21 protein-coding genes are annotated in these 23,179 nt (G+C 65.1%); 11 read left to right on the plus strand and 10 right to left on the minus strand.

Features of this window, described 5'->3' with window-relative positions:
• Positions 1-3: 3 nt before the first annotated feature.
• The 4 genes from AC0L3S_RS32765 to AC0L3S_RS32780 form a co-directional block, all read right to left on the minus strand.
• On the minus strand, positions 4-303 hold the full coding sequence (locus AC0L3S_RS32765; protein WP_027518495.1) for an acylphosphatase: 300 nt from the start codon (positions 301-303) through the stop codon (positions 4-6).
• Positions 300-1,166 (minus strand): isocitrate lyase/PEP mutase family protein, encoded by an 867-nt coding sequence (locus AC0L3S_RS32770; protein ID WP_473283789.1) that lies wholly within the window; start codon positions 1,164-1,166, stop codon positions 300-302. Before AC0L3S_RS32770 ends, AC0L3S_RS32765 begins: the two co-directional genes overlap by 4 nt.
• A gap of 167 nt (positions 1,167-1,333) precedes the next feature.
• Positions 1,334-3,349, minus strand: a complete 2,016-nt coding sequence (locus tag AC0L3S_RS32775) for an acetyl-CoA carboxylase biotin carboxylase subunit (RefSeq protein ID WP_473283792.1) — start codon at positions 3,347-3,349, stop codon at positions 1,334-1,336.
• A 182-nt stretch (positions 3,350-3,531) separates the two neighbouring features.
• Positions 3,532-4,614, minus strand: coding sequence for a zinc-binding metallopeptidase family protein (locus AC0L3S_RS32780; protein WP_473283794.1), 1,083 nt, complete (start codon positions 4,612-4,614; stop codon positions 3,532-3,534).
• A gap of 215 nt (positions 4,615-4,829) precedes the next feature.
• Between AC0L3S_RS32780 and AC0L3S_RS32785 the strand changes: the two genes are divergently transcribed.
• The 3 genes from AC0L3S_RS32785 (at position 4,830) to AC0L3S_RS32795 (ending at position 9,180) form a co-directional block, all read left to right on the plus strand.
• Entirely contained in the window at positions 4,830-7,307 is a 2,478-nt protein-coding gene (locus tag AC0L3S_RS32785; RefSeq protein ID WP_473283796.1) for a PAS domain-containing hybrid sensor histidine kinase/response regulator, read from the plus strand.
• A 287-nt stretch (positions 7,308-7,594) separates the two neighbouring features.
• Positions 7,595-8,845: an arsenic transporter gene (locus tag AC0L3S_RS32790; RefSeq protein WP_473283799.1), complete on the plus strand. Its 1,251-nt coding sequence runs from the start codon at positions 7,595-7,597 to the stop codon at positions 8,843-8,845.
• A 98-nt stretch (positions 8,846-8,943) separates the two neighbouring features.
• Complete coding sequence (locus AC0L3S_RS32795; protein ID WP_473263888.1) at positions 8,944-9,180, plus strand: hypothetical protein; 237 nt, start codon at positions 8,944-8,946, stop codon at positions 9,178-9,180.
• A 71-nt stretch (positions 9,181-9,251) separates the two neighbouring features.
• Here AC0L3S_RS32795 and AC0L3S_RS32800 read toward each other — a convergent pair whose 3' ends face one another.
• Together AC0L3S_RS32800 and AC0L3S_RS32805 are read right to left on the minus strand one after the other, a co-directional pair.
• Positions 9,252-10,616 carry an MFS transporter gene (locus AC0L3S_RS32800; RefSeq protein WP_473263889.1) on the minus strand — a complete coding sequence of 455 codons (1,365 nt, stop codon included), beginning with the start codon at positions 10,614-10,616 and terminating at the stop codon, positions 9,252-9,254.
• Between the two features lie 19 nt (positions 10,617-10,635).
• Positions 10,636-11,400: a GntR family transcriptional regulator gene (locus AC0L3S_RS32805; RefSeq protein ID WP_473263890.1), complete on the minus strand. Its 765-nt coding sequence runs from the start codon at positions 11,398-11,400 to the stop codon at positions 10,636-10,638.
• Between the two features lie 180 nt (positions 11,401-11,580).
• Between AC0L3S_RS32805 and AC0L3S_RS32810 the strand changes: the two genes are divergently transcribed.
• From AC0L3S_RS32810 to AC0L3S_RS32820, 3 genes are read left to right on the plus strand one after another with little or no spacing between them, the layout of a single operon-like run.
• Positions 11,581-12,780, plus strand: a complete 1,200-nt coding sequence (locus AC0L3S_RS32810; RefSeq protein ID WP_473283801.1) for a mandelate racemase/muconate lactonizing enzyme family protein — start codon at positions 11,581-11,583, stop codon at positions 12,778-12,780.
• Between the two features lie 12 nt (positions 12,781-12,792).
• Complete coding sequence (locus AC0L3S_RS32815) at positions 12,793-13,560, plus strand: SDR family oxidoreductase (protein ID WP_473283804.1); 768 nt, start codon at positions 12,793-12,795, stop codon at positions 13,558-13,560.
• Positions 13,561-13,586: 26 nt separating this feature from the next.
• Positions 13,587-14,618, plus strand: coding sequence for an L-idonate 5-dehydrogenase (locus AC0L3S_RS32820; protein WP_473283807.1), 1,032 nt, complete (start codon positions 13,587-13,589; stop codon positions 14,616-14,618).
• 15 nt (positions 14,619-14,633) lie between these two features.
• Here AC0L3S_RS32820 and AC0L3S_RS32825 read toward each other — a convergent pair whose 3' ends face one another.
• Entirely contained in the window at positions 14,634-15,518 is an 885-nt protein-coding gene (locus AC0L3S_RS32825) for a DUF3280 domain-containing protein (protein ID WP_473283809.1), read from the minus strand.
• Between the two features lie 192 nt (positions 15,519-15,710).
• Here AC0L3S_RS32825 and AC0L3S_RS32830 point away from each other — a divergent pair, with 192 nt between their 5' ends.
• On the plus strand, positions 15,711-17,096 hold the full coding sequence (locus AC0L3S_RS32830) for a HAMP domain-containing sensor histidine kinase (RefSeq protein ID WP_473283811.1): 1,386 nt from the start codon (positions 15,711-15,713) through the stop codon (positions 17,094-17,096).
• A complete protein-coding gene (locus AC0L3S_RS32835) occupies positions 17,093-17,755 on the plus strand; it encodes a response regulator (protein ID WP_027518509.1) in 663 nt (220 codons plus the stop codon). Before AC0L3S_RS32830 ends, AC0L3S_RS32835 begins: the two co-directional genes overlap by 4 nt.
• Positions 17,756-17,759: 4 nt before the next feature.
• On the opposite strand, the gene AC0L3S_RS32840 is transcribed toward AC0L3S_RS32835, so the two are convergent.
• Positions 17,760-18,602 carry a hypothetical protein gene (locus AC0L3S_RS32840; protein ID WP_473283814.1) on the minus strand — a complete coding sequence of 281 codons (843 nt, stop codon included), beginning with the start codon at positions 18,600-18,602 and terminating at the stop codon, positions 17,760-17,762.
• A 210-nt stretch (positions 18,603-18,812) separates the two neighbouring features.
• Between AC0L3S_RS32840 and AC0L3S_RS32845 the strand changes: the two genes are divergently transcribed.
• The 3 genes from AC0L3S_RS32845 to AC0L3S_RS32855 are packed head-to-tail and all read left to right on the plus strand — an operon-like array spanning position 18,813 to position 21,944.
• A complete protein-coding gene (locus AC0L3S_RS32845) occupies positions 18,813-19,691 on the plus strand; it encodes an IclR family transcriptional regulator (protein WP_473283817.1) in 879 nt (292 codons plus the stop codon).
• A gap of 36 nt (positions 19,692-19,727) precedes the next feature.
• Positions 19,728-20,702 carry a Bug family tripartite tricarboxylate transporter substrate binding protein gene (locus tag AC0L3S_RS32850; protein WP_473283820.1) on the plus strand — a complete coding sequence of 325 codons (975 nt, stop codon included), beginning with the start codon at positions 19,728-19,730 and terminating at the stop codon, positions 20,700-20,702.
• Positions 20,703-20,723: 21 nt separating this feature from the next.
• Complete coding sequence (locus AC0L3S_RS32855; protein ID WP_473283823.1) at positions 20,724-21,944, plus strand: ABC transporter substrate-binding protein; 1,221 nt, start codon at positions 20,724-20,726, stop codon at positions 21,942-21,944.
• A gap of 120 nt (positions 21,945-22,064) precedes the next feature.
• Here the strand turns inward: AC0L3S_RS32855 and AC0L3S_RS32860 are convergent, their stop codons facing one another.
• Positions 22,065-22,556 carry an SRPBCC family protein gene (locus tag AC0L3S_RS32860; protein ID WP_473283825.1) on the minus strand — a complete coding sequence of 164 codons (492 nt, stop codon included), beginning with the start codon at positions 22,554-22,556 and terminating at the stop codon, positions 22,065-22,067.
• On the minus strand, positions 22,556-22,951 hold the full coding sequence (locus AC0L3S_RS32865; RefSeq protein ID WP_473283829.1) for an ArsR/SmtB family transcription factor: 396 nt from the start codon (positions 22,949-22,951) through the stop codon (positions 22,556-22,558). Before AC0L3S_RS32865 ends, AC0L3S_RS32860 begins: the two co-directional genes overlap by 1 nt.
• Positions 22,952-23,179: the final 228 nt, after the last annotated feature.

The raw sequence follows: 23,179 nt of genomic DNA on the forward strand, positions 1-23,179 counted from the left end.
CAGCTACACCGTCGGCAACACCGAAAACGCCTCGCCTGCCCGGCGCAAGTTCAGCTCATCGACGTCGGCCGTCTCGCTGGTGACGCTGTCGACACGCGATGACGGTGGGCCGTGGCGGCACAGCGCCACCATGTCGGCGACGTGCTTCGGCGGTCCTGCGAACAGCGCTTCGACGCTGCCGTCGCGGCGGTTGCGGACCCAGCCTTCGAGACCGCACGTCGTCGCCTGATGCTCGAGCCAAGCCCGGTAGCCGACGCCCTGTACACGGCCGCGGATCATGACCTGGAGGATCGCCCGGCTCATTGTTTCAGTCCAAGGACATCGGCGCTACGCGCCTTGACGTCGCCCTCGCGCGTGACGCGGCTGGTCAGGTCCGATGACGGGAGGCCTTTGAGATTCTTCGGCGCAGTGCCGTCGCGTAGCGCCTTCTGCGTCTCGTAAACGGCCTGTGTTGCGGCCGCGATCGGCGCATGGCCCTGAAGCGCGATGCGCACGCGCTGGCCCGCGAGGTATTCGAGCACGTTCAGCTCCTCCGGCGCGCCGCCGAGCACGATCGGCAGGCGCGTCGCAGATGCGATGGCTTCGAGCTCGGCACGCGACTTGATGCCGGTGAAGAACAGGGCGTCGACGCCGGTAGCCTCATAGGCCCTGGCGCGGCGGATCGCATCGTCGATCGAGGTGATCGCGGCCGCACCGGTGCGGCCCATGATGACGAGCGAGGGATCGCCGCGGCCGTCGAGTGCCGCCTTCATCTTGCCGACGCCCTCCTCCAGCGAGATCAGCTGCGTCTTCGCCTCGCCGAACCCAGCCGGCAGCAGCGTGTCCTCTATGGTGAGGCCGGCGGCGCCCGCCGTCTCCAGCTCCTGCACCGTGCGGCGCACGTTGAGCGCGTTGCCATAGCCGTGATCGGCATCGACCAGCACCGGAAGCGCTGCCGCACGCGACATCCGCCGCATCTGCTCGGCAAGCTCGGTGAGCGTGATCAGCGTGATGTCGGGGTCGCCGAGCACCGCGAGCGAAGCCACCGAGCCGCCGAACATGCCGAGCGGGAAACCGAGATCCTCGGCGATGCGGATCGAGATGGCGTCGTAGACCGAGCCGGGATGGACGCACGTCCCGCCCGACAGGATCGCTCGCAGTTTTTCGCGGCGGGAACGAAAGGCCATGGTGATGTCTCGGTTAGTGCGAATTGCGTCCCCGCCGTCGTCCTGGCGAAAGCCAGGACCCATTACCACAATTGGATATGGTGGCAGAAAATGACGGCCACCATCGCCATCAACAACTACTCCCTGGGGTAATGGGTCCTGGCTTTCGCCAGGACGACATTGGGCCCCTACGCAAACTCCAAAATCAGCGCGTCCACCGCAAGCGTCGCGCCGGCGGTGGCGTGGATCTTCTTTACGGTGCCGTCCTGCTCGGCGCGCAGCACGTTCTGCATCTTCATGGCTTCAACCACCGCGAGCGTCTCGCCGGCCTTGACCTCCTGCCCTTCGGTGACCGCGATCGAGACCACGAGACCGGGCATTGGACAAAGCAGTTTCTTGCCGGTGTCGGCAGCCGTGGTCACCGGCATCAGCCGCGCCGAGGCAGCTTCCGCTTCGGTCCAGACATAGACCGGCACCTCGACGCCCTGATGCGCGAGGCGGATGCCGTTCGCGATCGGGCGCACCTGCACCGCCACGAGGTGCCCGTCGATGGTGCCCTGCCAGACCGGATCGCCCGGCTTCCACGGCGATTGCAACAGATGCGCATTGCCGGCCTTGCCGTCGGCATCGAGGAAACGCACCGCGACCGCCTCGCCCTCGCGCGCGATCTCCAGCAGGATCTCCTGGCGCTCGAGCCAGACCGCACGGCGCCGCTCGCGCTGCACGATGCGGCCGCCCATCTGACCCGAGATCTGCCGCTTGCGCTCGCCGAGCACGTGATCGATGGCGGCGCCGACCGCGGCAAGCCGCCGTGCGACCTCGCCTTCCGGCACGCGCACGGCAAAGCCCTTGGGGAATTCCTCGGCGATGAAGCCGGTGGAGAGCCGGCCTTCGCGCCAGCGCGGATGATGCATCAGCGCCGACAGGAACGGGATGTTGTGACGGATGCCGTCCACATAGAATGAGTCCAGCGCGGTGGCCTGCGCCTCGATCGCGGCCGCGCGCGACGGCGCGTGGGTGACGAGCTTGGCGATCATCGGATCGTAATGGATCGAGATCTCGCCGCCCTCCTGCACGCCGGTGTCGTTGCGCACGGTGACGCCGTCCTGGCTCGCTTCCGCCGGCGGACGGTATTTCACGAGGCGCCCGATCGAGGGCAGGAAGTTGCGGAACGGGTCTTCGGCGTAGAGACGCGACTCCACTGCCCAGCCCGTGAGCGTGACGTCCTTCTGCGCAATGGCGAGCTTCTCGCCGGCGGCAACGCGGAGCATCTGCTCGACGAGGTCGACGCCGGTGACAAGCTCGGTGACGGGATGCTCGACCTGGAGGCGCGTGTTCATCTCCAGGAAGTAGAAGCTCTTGTCCTGCCCCGCGACGAATTCGACGGTGCCGGCAGAGTCGTAATTCACGGCCTTGGCGAGTGCGACTGCCTGCTCGCCCATCTTGCGGCGAGTGGCTTCGTCGAGCAGCGGCGACGGCGCTTCCTCGATGACCTTCTGGTTGCGGCGCTGGATCGAGCATTCGCGCTCGCCGAGATAGATCACGTTGCCGTGCTTGTCGCCGAGCAGCTGGATCTCGATGTGGCGGGGGTCGACGATGAACTTCTCGATGAAGACCCGGTCGTCGCCGAACGAGGCCTTGGCCTCGGCCTTGGCGAGGTTGAATCCTTCGGCGACCTCGGAGGTCGAATGCGCGATGCGCATGCCCTTGCCGCCACCGCCGGCCGAGGCCTTGATCATCACGGGATAACCGATCTCGTCGGCGATCTTGACCGCGTGCGTGGCGTCCTCGATGACGCCGAGATAGCCGGGCACGGTCGAGACTTTTGCCTTCGCGGCAGCCCTCTTGGATTCGATCTTGTCGCCCATCGCCGCAATCGCACCCGGGTTGGGGCCGATGAAGACGATACCGGCCGCCTCGAGCGCGCGCGGAAACGCCTCGCGCTCAGACAGGAAGCCGTAACCGGGATGCACGGCCTCGGCGCCGGTCTTGCGGCAGGCCTCCACGATCTTCTCGATCACCAGATAACTCTCGGCCGCAGCCGGCGGGCCGATCAGCACGGCCTCGTCGGCCATCTCGACATGGAGGGCGTCGCGGTCGGCCTCGGAATACACCGCGACCGTCTGAACTCCCATGCGGCGAGCGGTCTTGATGACCCGGCAGGCGATTTCGCCGCGATTGGCGATCAGAATGCGTTTGAACATGCTTTTCTTGAGTCTCGACCTTGGGCGGGACCCTTCCCTGGCCGTTGGAGCCTATGGGAGGGCCGTGTGGCTCCCGTGGTACATCAAAATAGGCCGGAGGCAACGGTCAAAATCCGGGTCCTCTGGCGTACCAGCGCAAGACCAAAGCAAGACCGAAACGGGCCTGGCAGGCCCCGAAGGGCCTACGGCTTCCCGGCTTTGCCCACGTCCCGGACCAGGCCGTGAATGAAGCCGAGCTTCTCGACGACGACCGGCGAGAGGATGAACGGATAGAGGTCGCGCATGCCCATGGCGCGGTTGACGCTGTTCATGGCGAAGGTGAAGGGCAGCCATGCGTTGACGATCGCCTCGACGTCCCTCGCTTCGTAAGGGTTGAAGCGGATGCGCGCCGTCAACTCCCCGTCGCGATCGACCTTGGGGCGCACCTCCATGCCGAACTCGCTGGCCATCTCCAGGGTGTCGACGATGTGAAGATAGTGCGCCCAGGTTTCGGCGAAATCCTCCCACGGATGCGTCGTCGCGTAGGCCGAAACGTAGTTCTGCTGCCAGTCCGGCGGGGCGCCATCGGCATAGTGGCGCTGCAGGGCCTGGCCGTAATCGGCGGAATCGTCGCCGAACACGGCGCGGCATTCGTCGAGCTTGCCGCCGTCGCGCACCAGCACGTCCCAGAAATAGTGCCCGACCTCGTGGCGGAAATGCCCGAGCAGCGTCCGGTAGGGCTCGCCCATCTCCAGCCTGCGCCGCTCGCGCTCGATGTCGTCGGCCTCGGTCAGCGCGATCGTGATCAGGCCGTTGTCGTGGCCGGTCAGGACCTTCTGCCCGCTCTGCGGATCGTCGGCGAGGAAATTGAAGATCAGGCCATGTTCGGGATTGTCCTGCCGGGTCTGGAGCGGCAGCTTCCAGCGGATCAGGGAATAGAACAGCCGGTGCTTCGCCATTTCCAGCTCCCGCCAGCCGGCGAGTTGCGCCGGATCCGACAGGTCCGGGACGACGCCGTTATGGCGGCAGGCGCGGCAATAGCCGGTGGTATCGCCCGCATCCGTCAGCCAGTTGCACGCATCATGCTCGGCATTGCTGCACAGCATGCGACTTTCGCCCTTGGTAGCCAGCGTCCGCCAGACCCCACCTTGAGCCTCCCCGTCGGGCTCGATCGCCGACATCGTCTCCTTCTCGGGCAAGAACGCGACGCGATGCCCGCAGCGTTCGCAGGCGCGGTTCTCGAAATAGAGGACGTTGCCGCAGGCCTGGCAGACAAAAAGCTTCAAGATTTAGCCTCTTCGGAAAGGGAGCTTTTGGGAATGAAAGTTGTGGCGCCCCGGAGATACGCGCCCGGAAGGCTCATCGTTCCAAGGTTCGGAACAAATAGCCAGACTCGGCGTTCGTTCATGCCCACCACACTGCATTCGGCGACGTCTTTCTTTCCATATTTCCTTTGAGCAATGGCCATCACGCTTCGTCTGTGTGAATATCGGTCGGCCACGTGCGCTCCCGCATCACAACGGCCACCGCCTTGAACGATCCTTTGCCCGAGACCTTCGCCGCCGAAAGGCTGCGCCAGCACCTGGAAGACGTCGCACGCGAGCGCGACAACGCCTATCGCGCGCTCCAGGAGCGCGAAGCCGAGCTTGCGCGCATCCAGCGCATCGGCAAGGTCGGCGGTCTCGAAGTCGACTTCCGCGAAGGCTTCAAGAACCGCCGTTCGCCGGAATATCTGATGCTCCACGGCCTGCCGCCGGAAGCCGCCGACGAGTCGCACGAGGACTGGATCAACCGCATTCATCCCGACGACCGGGACGCTACGGTGAAGCATTTCATCGACGCGCTGTCCGGCACCAGCGAGGACTATACCGCCGAATACCGCATCATCCGCCCGAGCGACGGCGAGACCCGCTGGATCCGCGTCGTTGCCAAAATCGAGCGCGACGGTGGCGGCCGTGCCCTCCGCCTCGTCGGCGCCCATATCGACGTCACCGACCAGATGCTGGTGCGCGAGACCCTGCGCGAGAGCGAGGAGCGCTTCCGGCTGATCGCCGACAGCGCCCCGGTGCCGATCTGGGTCACGAAACTCGACCGCACACGGTCCTTCGCCAACCAGGCCTATGTCGATTTCGTCGGCCTGCCCTATGACCAGGCCATCTCCTTCGCCTGGCGCAAGGTGCTCCATCCGGACGACCTGCCGCATGTGCTGCAGCAGTCGGTTCAGGGTGAAGCATCGCTCAAACCGTTCGTGCTGGAAGCCCGCTACAAGAACGCCGCCGGTGAATGGCGCTGGCTGCGTTCGGAATCGCAGCCGCGCTGGGACCCGACCGGCAGGCATATCGGCTTCATCGGCGTTGCCCATGACATTACGGTGGCCAAGCAGGCCGAGATCGAGCTCCGGCAGCTCAATGAGACGCTGGAAGAACGCATCGCCGAGCGCACCGCCGAGCTCGAATCCAACGAGGCGCGGCTGCGCGCGATCCTGGAGACCAGCAACCAATATCAGGGTCTCGTCAATCTCAAGGGCGAGCTGCTTTACGCCAACACGACCGTGCTCGACGCCATCAAGGCGAGCCCTGTGGACGTGATCGGAAAGCCGTTATGGCAGACGCCCTGGTTCAGCACGACAGAGAGCATGAGTGCGCGCGTGCGCGAGGCCTTCGACACCGTGCTGAAAGGCGAAGCCGTGCGGCTGGAGATGCGCCTGCGCCTTCCCATCGGCGAGCGTGATTTCGAGTTCGGCATGCGCCCGGTGCTCGACCGCCACGGCAACATCACCGGCGCGGTGCCCGAGGCGGTGGACATCACCGAGCGCCGCCGCGGCGAGGAAGCGCTGCGGCAATCGCAGAAGATGGAGGCGATCGGCCAGCTCACCGGCGGCGTCGCGCACGACTTCAACAATCTGCTTACCATCATCCGCTCGGCCACCGATTTCCTGCGGCGCCGCGAGCTGCCGGAGGAGCGCCGCCGCCGCTATGTCGATGCCATCTCCGACACTGTCGAGCGTGCCTCCAAGCTGACCGCCCAGCTGCTGGCGTTTGCGCGCCGGCAGCCACTGAAACCCCAGATATTCAACGTCGGCAGCCAGATTGAAGGCGTCGCGCAACTGGTCCGGCCGCTGGTCGGTGCTCGCATCGAAATCGCGGTGGAGGTTCACGATGGCGACTGCTTCACGGTCGCCGATATCGCGCAATTCGAGACCGCGCTGATCAACCTCGCCATCAACGCACGCGACGCCATGGACGGCGAAGGCCGCCTCACCATCGCGGTCCGGAAAGTTCAGGGCATCCCCAACCTTCGCGCGCAACCGGCGCGCGGCGGCGACTTTGTCGCGATCTCGGTCGCCGACACCGGCAGCGGCATCGCGCCCGAAAACATCGAGGCCATCTTCGAACCGTTCTTCACCACCAAGGAGGTAGGCAAGGGCACCGGCCTCGGCCTGAGCCAGGCCTTCGGCTTCGCAAAGCAGTCCGAGGGCGACATCGCCGTGACGAGCACACATGGTGAAGGTGCGACCTTCACCATCTATCTGCCGCGGGCGCAAAGCCCCGCGACGGATCAGGAAGCCGCGGCGCTGACCTATGAGGCCGCGGCCACCGGGCGCGGCTATCGCGTGCTCGTGGTGGAAGACGACGACGAGGTCGGTCGCTTCTCCACGGAGCTGCTGGAAGACCTCGGCTATGTCGTTCGCCGCGCCGCCAACGCCAATGCGGCGCTCGCCATCCTCGGCGAGAACGAGTTCGCCGTCGATCTCGTCTTCTCCGACGTCATCATGCCCGGCATGAACGGCGTCGAGCTCGCCGGCATCATCCGCGAACGCTATCCGGGCCTGCCCGTCGTGCTCACCTCTGGTTACAGCAACGTTCTCGCCGAGAACGCCGATCGCGGTTTCGAGCTGATCCAGAAGCCGTATTCGGTCGAAGCGCTGTCGCGCATTTTGCGCAAGGCGATCACGGCAAAGCCGTCGATGGCGCGGTGAGTGTGACGATCGCGAGAACGCGGCACGGACTGCGTCATTTCGAGCGCGGCGAATCGATTCAGAATCATCCGGCGGCGCAGCTTGGATTGCTTCGTCGCAAGAGCTCCTCGCAATGACGGCGCTATCGCGCCGCTCCAACCCGACAGGCTTTTGAACAAAATCATAGACCGAAACTCGGCACCGAGCCGCGGCGATTCGCAGACGGCGGTCCGCGCCCGCGGGGGAAGACAGCGGCGGCGGCTTCCGCTATCGCTGCCGAATGAACCGACACATCCTAGGGATCGAACGTGCCGTCTGACGCCATCCTGGCCTGGAGCATCATCGCAGCCGCGACCGCGGGCGTCATCATCCGGCCCTTTCGCCTGCCGGAGGCGATCTGGGCCGTCATCGGCGCCAGTGCGCTGGTGCTGCTCGGCCTGCTGCCGTGGCGGGATGCGCTCACCGGCATCGAAAAAGGCGTGGATGTCTATCTGTTCCTGATCGGCATGATGCTGATCGCCGAACTGGCGCGGCTCGAAGGCCTGTTCGACTATCTCGCGGCGCTCGCCGTGGAATATGCCGGCGGCTCGCCGCAGCGGCTGTTCCTGCTGATCTACATCGTCGGCACGCTCGTCACCGTCCTGCTCTCGAACGACGCCACCGCGATCGTGCTGACGCCCGCCGTCTATGCCGCGACGCGCGCCGCCGGCGCCAAGCCGCTGCCTTATCTCTTCGTCTGCGCCTTCATCGCCAACGCCGCAAGCTTCGTGCTGCCGATCTCCAACCCGGCCAATCTCGTCGTGTTCGGGGCCCACATGCCTGCGCTCACCGAATGGCTGCGCCTGTTCGCCCTGCCCTCGGCGGCCTCGATCCTTCTGACCTATGTCGTGCTGCGCCTGACCCAGCACCGCGCCTTGAAGGAAGAGACGATCGCGCGCAGCGTGCCGCATCCAAAGCTCGGCCGCGGCGGCAAGCTGACGGCCATCGGTATCGTGGCGATCGGAATCGTGCTGGTCACCGCCTCCGCGCTGGACAAGCAATTGGGCCTGCCGACCTTCGTTTGCGGCGTGGTGACAGCCGCAATCGTGCTGCTGCTCAACCGGCAATCGCCGCTCCCCGTGCTGCGCGGCGTCTCCTGGAGCGTGCTGCCGCTGGTCGGCGGGCTGTTCGTGATGGTGGAAGCGCTGATCAAGACCGGCGTGATCGGGCAGCTCAGCGCGCTGCTGCATGAAGCTGTCGGGCAATCCGTGACGAAGGCGGCCTGGAGCGTCGGCATCGCCACCGCGATCGCCGACAACATCGCCAACAATCTTCCCGTCGGCCTCGTTGCCGGCTCGGTCGCCGCCAGCGATCACTTGCCCGCGCCGGTCGTGAGCGCCATCCTGATCGGCGTCGATCTCGGGCCGAATCTGTCGGTGACCGGTTCGCTCGCCACCATCCTGTGGCTGGTGGCGTTGCGGCGGGAAAAGATCGAGGTCGGCGCCTGGCCGTTCCTGAAGCTCGGAGTGATGGTGACGCCGCCCGCCTTGATCGCGGCGCTTGCGGCCGCGATCCGGTAATCGCGCGCAGTTTGCGGCGCATCAATGTCGCCGCTGACGCCGGGCCTATACTGCACCTTGTCGCGCGGCCTGATACCGCGCGGCAAGGAAGGTTCATCATGCAGATCCAGTCGAAGGCATTGCCGCAGAGCTTCTCCCTGCGCCGCACGTTTCAAGGCTTCACCACAGCGGACCAAGGCCGGGGTGAAGCATCCCACCCGCTATTGGTCTTTTCGGTCGTGGTGCTGCTGACCCTGTTCGCCATCGTGGAGATCGACCTGCACAGCGCACAGCTTCAGGTGATCGGCCTGCTCGGCCACGGTGCTGGGATCGATCCCATCTTCCTAAGCCCGTAGCCCTTGGCGCGCCACGTCCACAGGAAAAGCCCGATCGCGGCCATCGCGGCCGCGACCGGGGTCACGCATCGTCAATCGTTCTCGTAGCCGTAGACTTCCGGCAGGATGAAGATTGCGGCGAGCAATCCGATCAGCGGGAAGATCGCGACCATCAGCGTGGCATTGGCCTGCCCGATCGCAGCGAACACCGTCGGGAACAGGAATATCGCCAGGAACGACGGCAGCTTCACGAACATGTAGGCGAAGCCGCTGGCGGTGCCGCGATATTTCGGCTTTGCGACCATGGTCGGGATCGTCATGCAGTTCGACGCATCCCAATAATGGCCCCACAGCATCGCAGCAGCCGCGAACGGCAGCAGGATCTTGTTGTCGGTGTAGAGCGCGAAGGCCGCGACCAGCAGCGAGACCAGCACGATCGAGAAGCCCGCGATCGAGATGCCGCGGTGGCCGATCTTCGGCGTCAGCAGCGGACCGACCCAGCCCGACACGGCGGCGAAGGAGAACAGCGCCATCGTCACCAGATTGATGCCGAGCACGCTCGACACGCCGACCATCACAAAGAGCACCGGCAGGTAGAACGCGAAGGTCGAGAACTCGCTGGCCTGCGCGAAGCAGGCGATCCAGCCGTAGATCGTGGCGCGCCAGCGGATCGGATCCTTCTTGAGGTCGGCGAGGAACGCACGGGTGGAGACCTTGGGCACCTCCACGTCACGGTCCGGCAGCATGGCGAGATCGTCGTTGAACATCTCGCGCGCGACCTGCTTGGCCTCGCGGTAGCGTCCCTTCTGCACCAGCCACACCGCCGTCTCAGGCACGTCGTGCCGCATGATCAGGATAATCAGCGCCGGCAGCGCGCCGAGGCCGAGCGTCACCCGCCACAGCGTCTCGTGGTGAATGTCGAACAGCAGGAAGATCACGATGACGCCGATCGTCAAGACCTCGCCGACCGCGAACATGAACTGCCAGCGGTTACCCATGACCTCGCGCTCACCCTTGGCCATGGATTCCATGATGTAGGTGTAGCCGGTCGAGATGTCCGAACCGAGCGGTATGCCGAGCAGGAAGCGGATCACGACGAGCCAGCCGACGCTGGGCACGAAGGCCTGTGCCAGCGCCAGCACGATGAACATCACCATCGTCACCAGGAACATGACACGGCGGCCGATCTTGTCGGAGAGCCAGCCGCCGAGCAGTGCGCCGATCATGGCGCCGCCCTGCGTACCGGCCGCGGCCAGGCCCAGCATTAGCGGATCGGGATTGAACTGCTCCTTGATGAAGATCAGCACGAAGGCGATCGAATAGAGGTCCCAGGCTTCGACCAGGATCGAGGCCATCATCAGCCAGCCGACCTTGTTGCCCTTGGGACTGTAGTTCGTGATGAGGTAGCGGACCGCGGCTTCGCTCGCGGTCGGTTGTGGCATCGCCATCGTCGACATCTTTGGTCCTCCTGAATTTTTACGTGCCGAGCAGCGGCTCGATGCTGCAATCGAGCAGGCGCGGGTCGATCCCCACCTCCATGCCGGTGAACATCTCGCCCATGTAGTCGATCAGTGCATCGCTGGCCTTCACCGCGTCTTCGACGCGACGATTGGCAACCGCATTAAGAATAGCCAGATGATGATCGATTGTTCCTGACAGTTCGGCCTGCCCCGGCATGAAACGGTGGTGGATGTAGCCGATGCGCCGGTACAGCGTGTGCAATGGCCGCAGCGTGTGCACCAGAAACGGCTCGCCTGCCGCCTCCAGCACCAGCGCGTCGATGCGGCGGTCGATATGATTGAACTCGTCGAGGGTCAGATTGGCGCGGCGCTCGCGCAAGAGTCGCTCGATGTGCAGCGCCTGATTGCGGTGCGAGAGGCTGGCGCGATCGGCCGCGAGCCGGATCACGAAGCGCTCCATGTCGCGGCGCAAGGCCAGCAGCATGCGCTCGCGTGCCAGATCGATCGGCGCAATGCGCAGACCGTGGCGCGGACGGATGATGATCAATGTATCGGCGGAGAGACGATTGACGGCGTGATGAACCGGCGTGCGGCCGAAGCCGGTGATATGCTGCAATTCCAGCATCGTCATGAACTGGCCGGGCTTGAGCTCGCAATGGACGAGCAGCTCTTCGATCCTTTGATACGCCAGCTCGAAGAAGTTGAGACGGTTGCGCCGGGAGGGCTTGCCCTCGCCGTCGTCGTTCCTCACCACCTCGAGCGCGCGCTTGCGCGTTGCCATGTCGTCTCTCCCCTCAGCCCGCGCCGTCGTTGCAGGGCGGCGCCTTGTTGGTGATATCCCTAAAACATGTTGTGATATATTACAAGCGAGCGTAAGACTTGACCCCTGCCCGCACCATGTTGCGGTGCGGAATGACAACAAAACGGCGCTGCGCGCGCCTGCGATGGGAGGAGTATTGCCGTGAAGATCACGTCGATCGAGACGCTGCGCACCGAAGAATTCTCCAACGTCATCTGGGTGCGCGTCCACACCGACACGGGCATGATCGGTCTCGGCGAAACCTTCTACGGCGCCGGCGCGGTCGAGGCCCAGATCCACGACACCTTTGCCGGCCGCCTGCTCGGCCGCAATCCGCTGCACATCGAGGCGATCCATCGCGACATGCTGAACCTGCCGATGGCGCAGTCGTCCACCGGCGTCGAATATCGCGCGGCTTCGGCGATCGACATTGCGCTATGGGACCTGTTCGGCAAGGTCTGCAATCAGCCGGTGCACCAGATGCTCGGCGGCCTCTGCCGGGACAAGCAGCGCATCTACAACACCTGCGCCGGCACCCAATATGTCCGCTCCACCAATATCAGCCCGGTCGCGAATTGGAATCTCGGTGGCTCCCAGGGGCCCTACGAAGACCTCGACGGCTTCATGAACAACGCCGATGCGCTTGCCGAAAACCTGCTGGAGAGCGGCATCTCGGCGATGAAGATCTGGCCGTTCGATCCGGCGGCGCAGGAGAACAAGGGCCTGTACATCACCGCCGCCCAGATGAAGCACGCGATCGAGCCGTTTGAAAAAATCCGCAAGGCCGTCGGCGACAAGATGGAGATCATGGTCGAGCTTCATTCGCTCTGGAACCTGCCGACCGCGAAACAGATTGCGCGCGCGCTCGAGCCCTACAAGCCGACCTGGTACGAAGACCCGATCCGGATGAACTCGCCGCAAGCGCTGGCCGAATACGCCCGCTGCACCGACGTCTGGGTCTGCGCCAGCGAGACGCTGGGGTCGCGCTTCCCCTACAAGGACATGCTCGACCGCGACGCCATGCACGTGGTGATGGCGGATCTGTGCTGGACCGGCGGCCTCACCGAAGGCCGAAAGATCGCGGCGATGGCCGAGACCTATCACCGGCCCTTCGCACCGCACGACTGCATCGGTCCGATCGGCTTCATCGCCGCCATCCACATGTCGTTCAGCCAGCCCAACACGCTGATCCAGGAATCGGTGCGCGCCTTCTACAAGGGCTGGTATAATGAGCTCGTCACCACCATGCCCACGATCAAGGACGGTTTTGTCTATCCGATGGAAGGCCCCGGCCTCGGCGTCGACCTTCTGCCCGCCGTATTCGACCGGTCCGATCTGACCGTGCGCCGTTCCAACTCTTAAGGATATTTTGAGATGAGCACCGCCCTGTTCGACCTTTCCGGCCGCACCGCGCTCGTGACCGGCTCCTCCCGCGGGCTCGGCCGCGCCATCGCCGAGGGCATGGCCAAGGCCGGCGCCAAGCTGATCATCAACGGCGTCGATCCCAAGCGCGTCGAGCAGGCCGTCGCCGAGTTTCGCGCTGCCGGCCACCAGGCGGAGGGTGCTGCTTTCAACGTCACCGACGAGCCTGCGATCGTCGCCGCCTTCAACGACTTCGACAACAAGGGCATCGCGGTCGACATCCTCGTCAACAATGCCGGCATCCAGCACCGCAAGCCGCTGGTGGAGTTCACCACCGACGAGTGGCGCAAGGTGATCGAGACCAACCTCACCAGTGCCTTCGTGATCGGCCGCGAGGCGGCCAGGCGCATGATCCCGCGCAAGCACGGCAAGATCATCAATATCGGCTCGCTCGGCAGCGAGCTCGCGCGTCCCACCATCGCGCCCTACACGGCGGCGAAGGGCGGCATCAAGAACCTGACCCGCTCGATGGCGGTGGAATGGGCCCAGCACGGCATCCAGGCCAACGCGATCGGTCCCGGCTATATGCTGACCGACATGAACGAGGCCCTGGTCAACAACACCGATTTCAACACCTGGCTGATGGGCCGCGTTCCCTCCAAGCGCTGGGGCCGACCGGACGAGCTGGTGGGCGCTGCGATCTTCCTGGCGTCGGATGCTTCGACCTATGTCAACGGCCAGATCATCTATGTCGATGGCGGCATGATCGCTGCGATGTAAGCCGCGAAACGCTGAGGGAGCCAACCATGCGCGCCGTCGTCATCCACGCACCGAAAGATCTGCGGATCGACCTCTATCCCGACACGGCGCCCGGTCCGGGTGAAGTCCGCGTCAAGATCGCGAACGGCGGCATCTGCGGCTCCGATCTGCACTACTATCATCACGGCGGCTTCGGCGTCGTGCGCATCCAGCAGCCGATGGCGCTGGGGCACGAGATCGCCGGCGTGGTCGCAGCCGTCGGTGACGGCGTCGCCAACGTGAAGCCGGGCACCCGGATCGCGGTCAATCCGAGCAAGCCGTGCGGCCAGTGCCTGCATTGCCAGGAAGGCATGCGCAACCAGTGCCTCGACATGCGCTTCCTCGGCAGCGCGATGCGCTTTCCCCATGTGCAGGGCGGCTTTCGCGAATTCATCACCGTCGATGCGGCGCAGGCCGTTCCGATCACCGACAAGCTGTCGCTGGCGGAAGCCGCGGTCGCCGAGCCGCTCGCGGTGTGCCTGCATGCCGGCAACCAGGCCGGGCCCCTGCTCGGCAAGCGCGTGCTGATCACCGGCTGCGGCCCGATCGGCGCGCTGATGATTCTGGTCTCGCGCTTCGGCGGCGCGGCCGAGATCGTGGTCACCGACGTCGCGGAGGCGCCGCTTGCGGTCGCCAGGAAGCTGGGGGCCAGTCATGCCATCAATGTCGCGGCCGATGCCACGGCGCTCGATCCCTGGCGCACGGGCAAGGGAGTATTTGACACGCTGTTCGAAGCCTCCGGCAACCAGGCCGCACTCCGCACCGCGCTCGACGTGCTCAGGCCCGGTGCCACGCTGGTGCAGCTCGGCCTCGGCGGCGAGATGACGCTGCCGATCAACTCCATCGTCGCCAAGGAATTGCAGCTGCGCGGCACCTTCCGCTTCGACTCCGAATTCGAGCTGGCGGTGCGGCTGATGGGGGAAGGCCTGATCGACGTCAAGCCGCTGATCACGGCGACCATGCCGTTCGAGAACGCGGTCGCCGCGTTCGAGCTCGCCAGCGACCGCTCGCAGTCGATGAAGGTGCAGCTGACGTTCTGAGGCCGCGCCTGAGGCCTATTGCTGCGGCTGGTTCTCGATCATGCGATCACTGACCAGCCGCACCGCGCCCCGTTTCCAGGAATAGTCCGCGCCCAGGCGCAGGCCGCTGTCGCCGCGTGCCAGCACCGCGCCGGTCCTGGCATCGCGCACCTGGAAGCCGAGCGTATATTCGGTACGGCTGACCCGCCGCACCACCCCGATCAGCGACTGATCCGCACCGAGCCCTTGCGCAATCGCCGCTTCGCAGCCGCCGCAGTCGCGTAAAGCGCGTGCCTTCACCGCCTTCTCGTTCGTGCTGCCGACATCGACGAGGCGGTAGCGGCCGGATCGGCCGAGGGCGTCGCGGACACTCCCGGTCACTTCGGCCAGATAGGATGCATCCGCGGCCGCGAGGCCGGCGGCCGGCGCCGCGGTGTTGACGTCGAGCTCGAATTCGAACACCGCGAGTGCGATCGGCGCGGGTGTGCCGAGTGCGGCCATGATCTCGCGCGACACGAAGATCTCGGCACGCTGCCATGATTCATCATTGTCGCCACGGAAGGTGTAGAGCTTGTCCATCACGACCTTTTTGGCGCCGACATCGATCACGGCGACCTTGGCCCATTGTACCAGCGTGCTCGTCTTCTGGATGCCGCCGATGACCTTGAACGCCGCGCCGTCCTGGGCCGACGGCACGAGCCGGTAGCGCCGGTCCCCGCCGATGTCTTGCCGGAGCGCGGCCATGAAGGCCGCCAGCCGTCGCTCGTGGGCGGCGGTCTGGTTGGCGGGTTCAGCCGACGTATCGGTGTAACTGAAATCGTCCATGGCGATGCCGATGGCGGTCTCGGCGCCGGCCGGCGCATGAGACGCCGGGAGAAGGAGGAGGAGACAAGCAGACAAGATCAACCGGCGCAGGTGCATGAGCGGGCCTCGTATGACGGAGCGGCGCGCCAATCTGGACGGCGCAATGAGGCCATGCAGCGGCGCCGGTCCCGGCGATGGCCGGGAAAATTTCACGACGGTGCACCGCACTCACGCCTGGCGGCTTTGCGCCGGATGCGATCTGCCGTTTAATGCGGACGCGACAAACCCGTTCGCACCAGGTGCCTGCCGATGTGGAACCGCCCGAGGTTCGATCTCAAAGTCCGTCTGACGTTGCGCGTGGCCGCGATATCGGCCGCCTGCTTCACCGCGATCTCCGCTTATTTCCTGATTACGGCCGACCGCGCGGCGCATGCGCGCCTCGACGATATCGCCGCGATCGTGGCCAAGACGCTGGAGCTGCAGCAGGGCAAGATCCAGTGGGTGGCCAGCCCGCGCTCGGACTTTCCCAATCTCGACCCAGTTTCGGCTTATGTGATGACGCCCGGCCTGTGCCTGGCGTTCCGCGGCACGAGCGGCGACACCCTCCAGCGTTTCTGCAGCGGTGCGCCCGCCCCGGCGAACCCGCCACCGCAAGCCTTCACGGCCTTCTATCGCAGCCTGTTCGACCCCGGCCGCGAAGCCGCGCGGCCTGTGATCGTGCGCGGAGCGAAGCTCGGCGACGCCGTCGTCTCGGTCGAGCCGGCCGTGCAGACCGCGGAGGCTTGGCACGAGGCCGGCCGCCTGATGCTCGCGCTGGCGATCGCGCTACCGCTGCTCTGCGCGTTGGTCTACGCCGCGCTGGCACGCGCGCTGCGCCCCACCCGCATGATCCGCACCGGCCTCGAGCGGATTGCCGCCAACGATCTCACCACGCGGCTGCCGCCGTTCGACCTTGCCGAGCTCTCCGCGATCCGCGACGGCTTCAACCATCTCGCCGAAAGCCTCGAGACCGCGCTTGCCGAACGCAGCGAGCTGACGCGGAAGCTGATCGCGCTCCAGGACGAGGAGCGCCGCCATCTCGCGCGCGAGCTGCATGACGAGTTCGGCCAGTCTCTCGCCGCAATCCGCGCGCTCGCCTCCTCTGCCCGCCAGACCGCCGCGCAGGACTGCCCTTCCCTGCTTGGCGAATGCGACGGCATCGCGCGGACCGCAACCGGCATGATGGAGACGTTGCGCGGCACATTGTTCCGGCTGCGGCCGCCCGATGTCGAGGAGCTCGGGCTCGTCGCCAGCCTCGAAGGCCTCGTCGCGGGCTGGAACGGGCGCAGCCGCGGCGAGACGCGTTTCTCGATCCGGTTCGACGGCGCATTCGAGACCCTGCCGGCCACGATCAGCGCCAGCCTCTACCGGATCGTGCAGGAGGCGCTCACCAACGCCGCCAAGCATGCCGTCGCCACGCGGGTCAGCCTTGAGCTGACGATGAGGGCCAGCGAGATCGCGCTTGCGATCGACGATGACGGACGCGCGAGCGATCCCGTCGCGAAATCCGGAATGGGCCTGCTCGGCATGCGCGAGCGCGTCGCAGCCCTGCGCGGCCAATTGAGTTTCGAGGCCGCGCCGAACGGCGGCTCCGCACTGCGCGTGGTCATTCCGCTCGCAGCCGCCGATCGGCCGTCGCTGGAGCATGCCGCATGAGCGCGGCCGACGCGACCATTCTGCTGGTCGACGACCATTCCGTCGTCCGCGAGGGCTATCGCTCCGTGCTCCAGAAGCAGCCGGGATTGCGCGTCATCGCCGAAGCCGCCGACGGCGCCGAGGCCTACCGTCTCTACAAATCGGAGGCACCCGACCTCGTCATCATGGACCTGAGCATGCCCGGTATCGGCGGCATCGAGGCGGTCAGGCGCATCAGGCAATGGGACAAGGGCGCGAGGATCCTCGTCTTCACCATGCACGAGAATGCCGGCTTTGCCGTGCAGGCGATCCGCGCCGGGGCCAGGGGTTACGTCACCAAGACCAGTCCCCCGGAGACGCTGGTGCGCGCCGTGATGGACGTGCTTGCCGGCAAGATCGCGATCAGCCCCGACATCGACCATGAGCTCGCGCTGAGCCGGCTCGCCGGGGAAAGCTCGGCCGCCGACGTCCTCACGCCGCGCGAGTTCGAGGTCCTGCGGCTGCTGCTCGCCGAGAACACGACAGAGGAGATCGCCGAGACGCTCCATGTCAGCCCGAAGACGGTGGCGAACCTGCATTCCCTGATCAAGGACAAGCTCGGCGTCGGCTCCGACATCGAGCTGGTCCGGCTGGCGCTGCGCCAGGGCATATTGACGGAGGTCGATCTCGGCGAGGCCTGATCGCTCAGGCCAGATAGCGCGTGAGATAACCTTCCATCGCGTAGAGCGCACAGAGCGCGAGGCTCGACCACACGGCGGCGGTGAAATACAGGAACATCCAGGTCAGCTCGCCCTTCCAGTGCGCGATGTCGTGGGTCACGACCCACCGGGTCGAGACGTCATGCAGGCCTTCGAGGAAGCCGAGCAATCTGTTGCCCTCTTCATGCCCTGCCCGCCAGCGGCTGAGATACATCGGCACGTCGACAGTGACGAGAAAGGCCAGAAAGCAGGCGATGCCGACGATGCCGGCAATCAGCGCCCAACGCACTGGTCCCTGGAATTCCGGCATGAGCCGGCACAGCGCGATGCCCGCGAGGAAGAACGTCACCGCCCACAGCGAGTTCTCGATCGCGTTGAAGAGGAAGTTGGTCGTCACCACCGCATACCAGGAGAAGCACTCCGCGATGATGATGATCGGTACGATCACCCAGGCGATGTTCACGACCGTCTCGGCGCCCGTCATAGTCCCGAGCTGATGCAGAATGACCGCCCATTGCGCGGCGAAGCACAGTTCGGCAATCGTCGCGACCGTGCGGCCGACGAAGACGCTGGAGAGCCAGGTGTCGAACAGGCAGATGCGCTGCACGTCGGCGCGCGGCAGGAACGAGCGGAAGGCGCAGCCGAAGACATAGCCGGCGCAGAGCAGGAACATCAGCCCGATGTCGGAGCCACCGCTGATGCTGCCGGCGGGCGTCGGGTAGAACTCGCGGTACAGCATGAACCAGACGAGAATGTTGGCAGCACTGACCAGCGTCAGGGACCCCCACCACCACGCGAGGGGATTTGTCCGCGCCTGCCACTGCAACATGAATCGCTCCGCTGTAATCGATATGACATTCAGTCGTAATAATCCTGTCACAACAAGCCACGGAATCGCGACGAAAATCTGTGTGCGGCGGGGCTCTTCGCGGACATTTTTGCCCTACCGGCGCAGCCGCCGCGTGTCCGTATAGTGGACATGAAAGTACATTTCCTGAATCTATTGGACAACTGGTTCGACCGGGTTCATTAATCCTGCATGGCCAGAACCACCGCCAAACCGATCCGCGCCTCCTCGTCCGCCGCCGCCGTGCTGGCGGACAGCGTCGACGACGCGGCGTTCGCGACGACGCTCGCAAAGGGCCTCGTGGTGCTCGAAGCGTTCAAGGCGGGGGCAACGCAGCTCGGCAACATGGAGCTGTCGACGCTGACCGGGATTCCGCGCCCGACGGTGGCGCGGCTGACGCATACGCTCGCCGAGCTCGGCTACCTCCGCTACGATTCCGAACGCGCCAAATATCGCGTCGGCGCGCGCGCACTTCGCATGGCGCATCCGCTGCTCGCCGACATGCAGTTCCGCCAGGTCGCGCGTCCCATGATGCAGGAGCTGGCGCAAAGCGTGCGCGGCACGGTCTCGATCGGCCTGCTCGATGCGACCTCCATGATCTATGTCGAGACCGCGCGCTCCGGCGACGTCGGCCCACACGTCCCCGACATCGGCATGCCCATCTCCGTGGTGATGACGGCGATGGGCCGTGCCGCGGCGGCGACCTTGCCGCAGGCCGATGTCGCACAGCTCGAAGAGCGCATTGCAGGCGAGGACACCGAGCTGTGGTCGGCGTTCCGCGAGACCTACCGCGCCGGCCTCGCACAATGCGCCAGCCGCGGCTTCTGCACGTGCTTCGGCGAGTACATCGCCTCGATCCATGCGGTCGCCGCGCCGCTGTTTCATGCGCGTGAGGCGAAGCAGGCCTTTTCGATCAATTGCGGTATTCCCGCATTCCGGCTCCAGCCCGGCCAGCTGGAGGGCGAGATCGGCCCGCGCATTGCCGCTCTTGCCGACAGCATCCGCACCATGATTGGGGCGGCGCCGGCCACCGAAACACAAAAGCAAAACAAGAAGAGCGCCAAGCGATGAACAAGACAATCGGCGCTCCGCCACCGGGAGGCCACCATGACCGTAACACGGCGAACATTCCTGGGCACCCTCGCCCTTTCGCTATCCGGACTTCCATTCTCCGCACGCGCTGAGGACGCCTGGCCGTCGCGCATGGTGCGGCTGATCTCCCCTTACGGGCCCGGCGGCTCTAACGACATCTCGCTGCGGCTGCTGGCCGAAGAGTTCGGCCGCAACCTGCACCAGCAGTTCATCGTCGAGAACAAGCCTGGCGCCGGCACCCGCATCGCCAACGACACGGTCGCGCATGCGCCGGGCGACGGCTACACACTCCTCTATGTCGCGGCCCCCTACGCCACCGCCGAAGCGCTGTTCGGCAAGCTGACCTACGAGCGCAAGGATCTGCAGCCCGTCGCGATGGCGGTGATCGCGCCGCTGTTCCTGATCATCAGCGCAGACGCGCCGTTCAAGAAGCTCCCCGAATTGATCGCCTACGGCAAATCGAAGCCGGATGGCCTGACCTTCGCCTCGCCCGGCGCCGGCTCGCAGCCGCATCTTGCCGGCGAACTCCTGTTCAGGGATGCCGGCGTCAAGGGGCTCAACATTCCCTTCCGTGGCGATGCGGCGTCCTATACCGAGCTGCTCGCCGGCCGCGTCGATGCCACGCTGACGGCGCTGCCGACCGCACTGCCCTACATCCAGAGCGGCAAGTTCATCGTGCTCGGCGTCGCTTCCGCCGAACGCAGCGCGCTCTATCCGCAAGCGCCGACCCTGCGCGAGCAGGGTTTTCCCAACGTGGCCGCCGCCGGCTGGTACGGCTTCATGGCGCCTTCGACGACGCCGCGCGCCATCATCGACAAGCTGCAGGCCGAAGTCTTGCGCGCGCTAGCCGAGCCGGCGATCAAGGACAAGCTGACCGCCCAAGGCCTCGAAGTGCGCGCCGGCACCGCGGCCGAATTCGGCCAGTTCATCGACAACGAGACAAAAAAGTGGACTGGGCTAATCCGCGAGGCCGGCCTCAAGGGCGAGTGACAGTCGGAACAGGGAATGGAAATGAAAAACATACTTCTCAAACGTGTCGCGGCAGGCGCGATCGCTCTCGCGTTATCGATCCCGGCAGCACAGGCGCAGAAGAAATACGATCCCGGCGCGTCCGATACCGAGATCAAGGTCGGCCAGACCGTCCCGCTCAGCGGGCCGGCCTCGGCCTATGCCGTCATCGGCAAGACCCAGGCCGCCTACATGAAGATGATCAACGACCAGGGCGGCATCAACGGCCGCAAGGTCAATCTGATCCAGTATGACGACGCCTACTCGCCTCCGAAGACGGTTGAGCAGACCCGCAAGCTGGTCGAAAGCGACGAGGTGCTGCTGACCTTCCAGATCATCGGCACGGCGCCGAACGTCGCTGTGCAAAAATATCTCAACGCCAAGAAAGTCCCGCAGCTCTTCGCGGCAACGGGCGCGGCGCGTTTCACCGATCCGAAGAACTTCCCCTGGACCATGGGCTTCAACCCGTCCTACCTCGTCGAGGGCCGGATCTACGCCCAATATCTTCTGAAGAACCATCCGAACGCCAGGATCGGCGTACTCTATCAGAACGACGATCTCGGCAAGGACTACCTCGCCGGCTTCAAGGCAGGCCTCGGTGACAAGGCGAAGATGATCGTCGCCGAGACGTCCTACGAGATCACCGAGCCGACCATCGACTCGCAGATCCTGCGGCTGAAGGATGCAGGTGCCGACGTGCTGTTCAGCGCCACGACGCCGAAACAGGCCGCGCAGGCGATCAAGAAGGTCGCGGAGATCGGCTGGAAGCCGCTGCACATCATCGACATCAACGCCTCCTCGGTCAGCGCGGTGCTGAGACCCGCCGGACTCGACAACGCCAAGGGCGTCGTCAGCGTCGGTTATGTCAAGGATTCAGCCGATCCCGAATGGAAGGACGATCCCGGCATGAAGCGATATCTCGCTTTCATGGCCAAATACTACCCGGAAGGTGACAAGGATTCGAACCTGAACGTCTACGGCTATATCACCGCGCAGCTGCTGGTGCAGGTGCTGAAACAATGCGGCGACGATCTCACGCGCGAGAACGTGATGCGCCACGCCGCCAGCCTGAACAACATCACACTCGACCTGACGCTGCCGGGCATCTCGGTGACGACGACGCCGACCGACTACCGCGTCAACAAGCAGTTCCAGATGGTACAGTTCGACGGCCAGCGCTGGCAGAAACTCGGCGATATCGTCACGGACGAGGCGATGGAATGAAGCGCCCCTCTTCCTGAGGGGCGCGCGGATGAAGAATGCAGGCCCCCCGGTAGTCTTAGTGCTCCGAGGCGGCCGCTCCGAGGCCTCCCCCGGCATGAGGGAGGAAGGTGGCCGCTCGCCCTACCTCTTCATTCCGCCCACATAGGCCGCGAGCTTGTCGAGCGTCTGGTAGCCGTATTCGACGGCACCGAAGCTGATCATGCCGTCGCGCTGCGCCGTGCTCGACGCCAGCTGTCGCATCATCAGAACCGTCTTGCCGTTGCTCTGTTCGGCGAAGGTGACGGTGAAACGGAACATTCCGGGATCCTCGTCCTGGTCGTCGCCGTGATCCATCTCCATCAGCGACGGTCGCTCGATGCGGCGGAAGCGCATGCGGTTCGGGTAGACCGTGCCGTCCGGGCCGATCATGTTGAAGCGCCAGACGCCGCCGACCCGCACGTCGATCTCGAAGGTCTCGAGCTTGAAACCCTTCGGCCCAAACCATTGCGGCAGGTGCTTCGGGTCGGACCAGGCTTCGAACACCAGATCGCGCGGCGCATCGATCACGCGCGACATCACGATCTCGCGGTCGAGCGACCATTGCGACAGGACGGGATTGGCAGAATTCGTCATCACTCCGAACCTTTCCGTTTGGTTGTCTTGTTACTTGTCTTGGACGGCCGCTTGGCAGCCGTCCGCTCTTTCTTCAGCTTCATCACATAGGCTTCGAAGCGATCGAGCCGCGCCTCCCAGATCGCACGCTGGTGCTGGAACCAGTCCTCCGCGCTGAGGAGCGCGTCAGGACTGAGGCGGCAGGTGCGCACCCGGCCGGATTTCTCCGACAGGACCAGCCCGCTCGTCTCCAGCACGTGGATGTGTTTCATGAAGCTCGGCAGCGCCATCTCGAAGGGATCGGCAAGCTCGCCGACCGACGCCTCGCCGGCGCAGAGCCGCATCACGATCGCCCGCCGGGTGGGATCGGCAAGGGCCGCGAAAACCTGATCGAGTCGGGATAATTGGTTAGCCATGGAGCTAACTATAGGCCTGTCGCCGTCTGGCGTCAACAATTGTTAGCCAATTAGCTAAGTGAAATTTTGACGACTGGTAGCCTGGATGAAGCGAAGCGTAATCCGGGGCCGCTCGCTCGGCTGCGGCGCTATCCCGGATTGCGCTTCGCTTCATCCGGGCTTCTGTAACGGGCCTTGGTTAGTCAATCCCTTTTTGCGGCATCCTCTCGCCGGGAACCTGCTTCTGTA

This window comes from Bradyrhizobium sp. Ken01 (assembly GCF_055807355.1).

Excerpts from the sequence above, each read along its gene's own strand:
- AC0L3S_RS32765 (WP_027518495.1), bottom strand. The coding sequence starts at position 303 with ATGAGCCGGGCGATCCTCCAGGTCATGATCCGCGGCCGTGTACAGGGC.
- AC0L3S_RS32770 (WP_473283789.1), bottom strand. The coding sequence starts at position 1,166 with ATGGCCTTTCGTTCCCGCCGCGAAAAACTGCGAGCGATCCTGTCGGGC.
- AC0L3S_RS32775 (WP_473283792.1), bottom strand. The coding sequence starts at position 3,349 with ATGTTCAAACGCATTCTGATCGCCAATCGCGGCGAAATCGCCTGCCGG.
- AC0L3S_RS32795 (WP_473263888.1), top strand. The coding sequence starts at position 8,944 with ATGCAGATCCAGTCGAAGGCATTGCCGCAGAGCTTCTCCCTGCGCCGC.
- AC0L3S_RS32800 (WP_473263889.1), bottom strand. The coding sequence starts at position 10,616 with ATGTCGACGATGGCGATGCCACAACCGACCGCGAGCGAAGCCGCGGTC.
- AC0L3S_RS32805 (WP_473263890.1), bottom strand. The coding sequence starts at position 11,400 with ATGGCAACGCGCAAGCGCGCGCTCGAGGTGGTGAGGAACGACGACGGC.
- AC0L3S_RS32815 (WP_473283804.1), top strand. The coding sequence starts at position 12,793 with ATGAGCACCGCCCTGTTCGACCTTTCCGGCCGCACCGCGCTCGTGACC.
- AC0L3S_RS32820 (WP_473283807.1), top strand. The coding sequence starts at position 13,587 with ATGCGCGCCGTCGTCATCCACGCACCGAAAGATCTGCGGATCGACCTC.
- AC0L3S_RS32825 (WP_473283809.1), bottom strand. The coding sequence starts at position 15,518 with ATGCACCTGCGCCGGTTGATCTTGTCTGCTTGTCTCCTCCTCCTTCTC.
- AC0L3S_RS32830 (WP_473283811.1), top strand. The coding sequence starts at position 15,711 with ATGTGGAACCGCCCGAGGTTCGATCTCAAAGTCCGTCTGACGTTGCGC.
- AC0L3S_RS32835 (WP_027518509.1), top strand. The coding sequence starts at position 17,093 with ATGAGCGCGGCCGACGCGACCATTCTGCTGGTCGACGACCATTCCGTC.
- AC0L3S_RS32840 (WP_473283814.1), bottom strand. The coding sequence starts at position 18,602 with ATGTTGCAGTGGCAGGCGCGGACAAATCCCCTCGCGTGGTGGTGGGGG.
- AC0L3S_RS32845 (WP_473283817.1), top strand. The coding sequence starts at position 18,813 with ATGGCCAGAACCACCGCCAAACCGATCCGCGCCTCCTCGTCCGCCGCC.
- AC0L3S_RS32850 (WP_473283820.1), top strand. The coding sequence starts at position 19,728 with ATGACCGTAACACGGCGAACATTCCTGGGCACCCTCGCCCTTTCGCTA.
- AC0L3S_RS32855 (WP_473283823.1), top strand. The coding sequence starts at position 20,724 with ATGAAAAACATACTTCTCAAACGTGTCGCGGCAGGCGCGATCGCTCTC.
- AC0L3S_RS32860 (WP_473283825.1), bottom strand. The coding sequence starts at position 22,556 with ATGACGAATTCTGCCAATCCCGTCCTGTCGCAATGGTCGCTCGACCGC.
- AC0L3S_RS32865 (WP_473283829.1), bottom strand. The coding sequence starts at position 22,951 with ATGGCTAACCAATTATCCCGACTCGATCAGGTTTTCGCGGCCCTTGCC.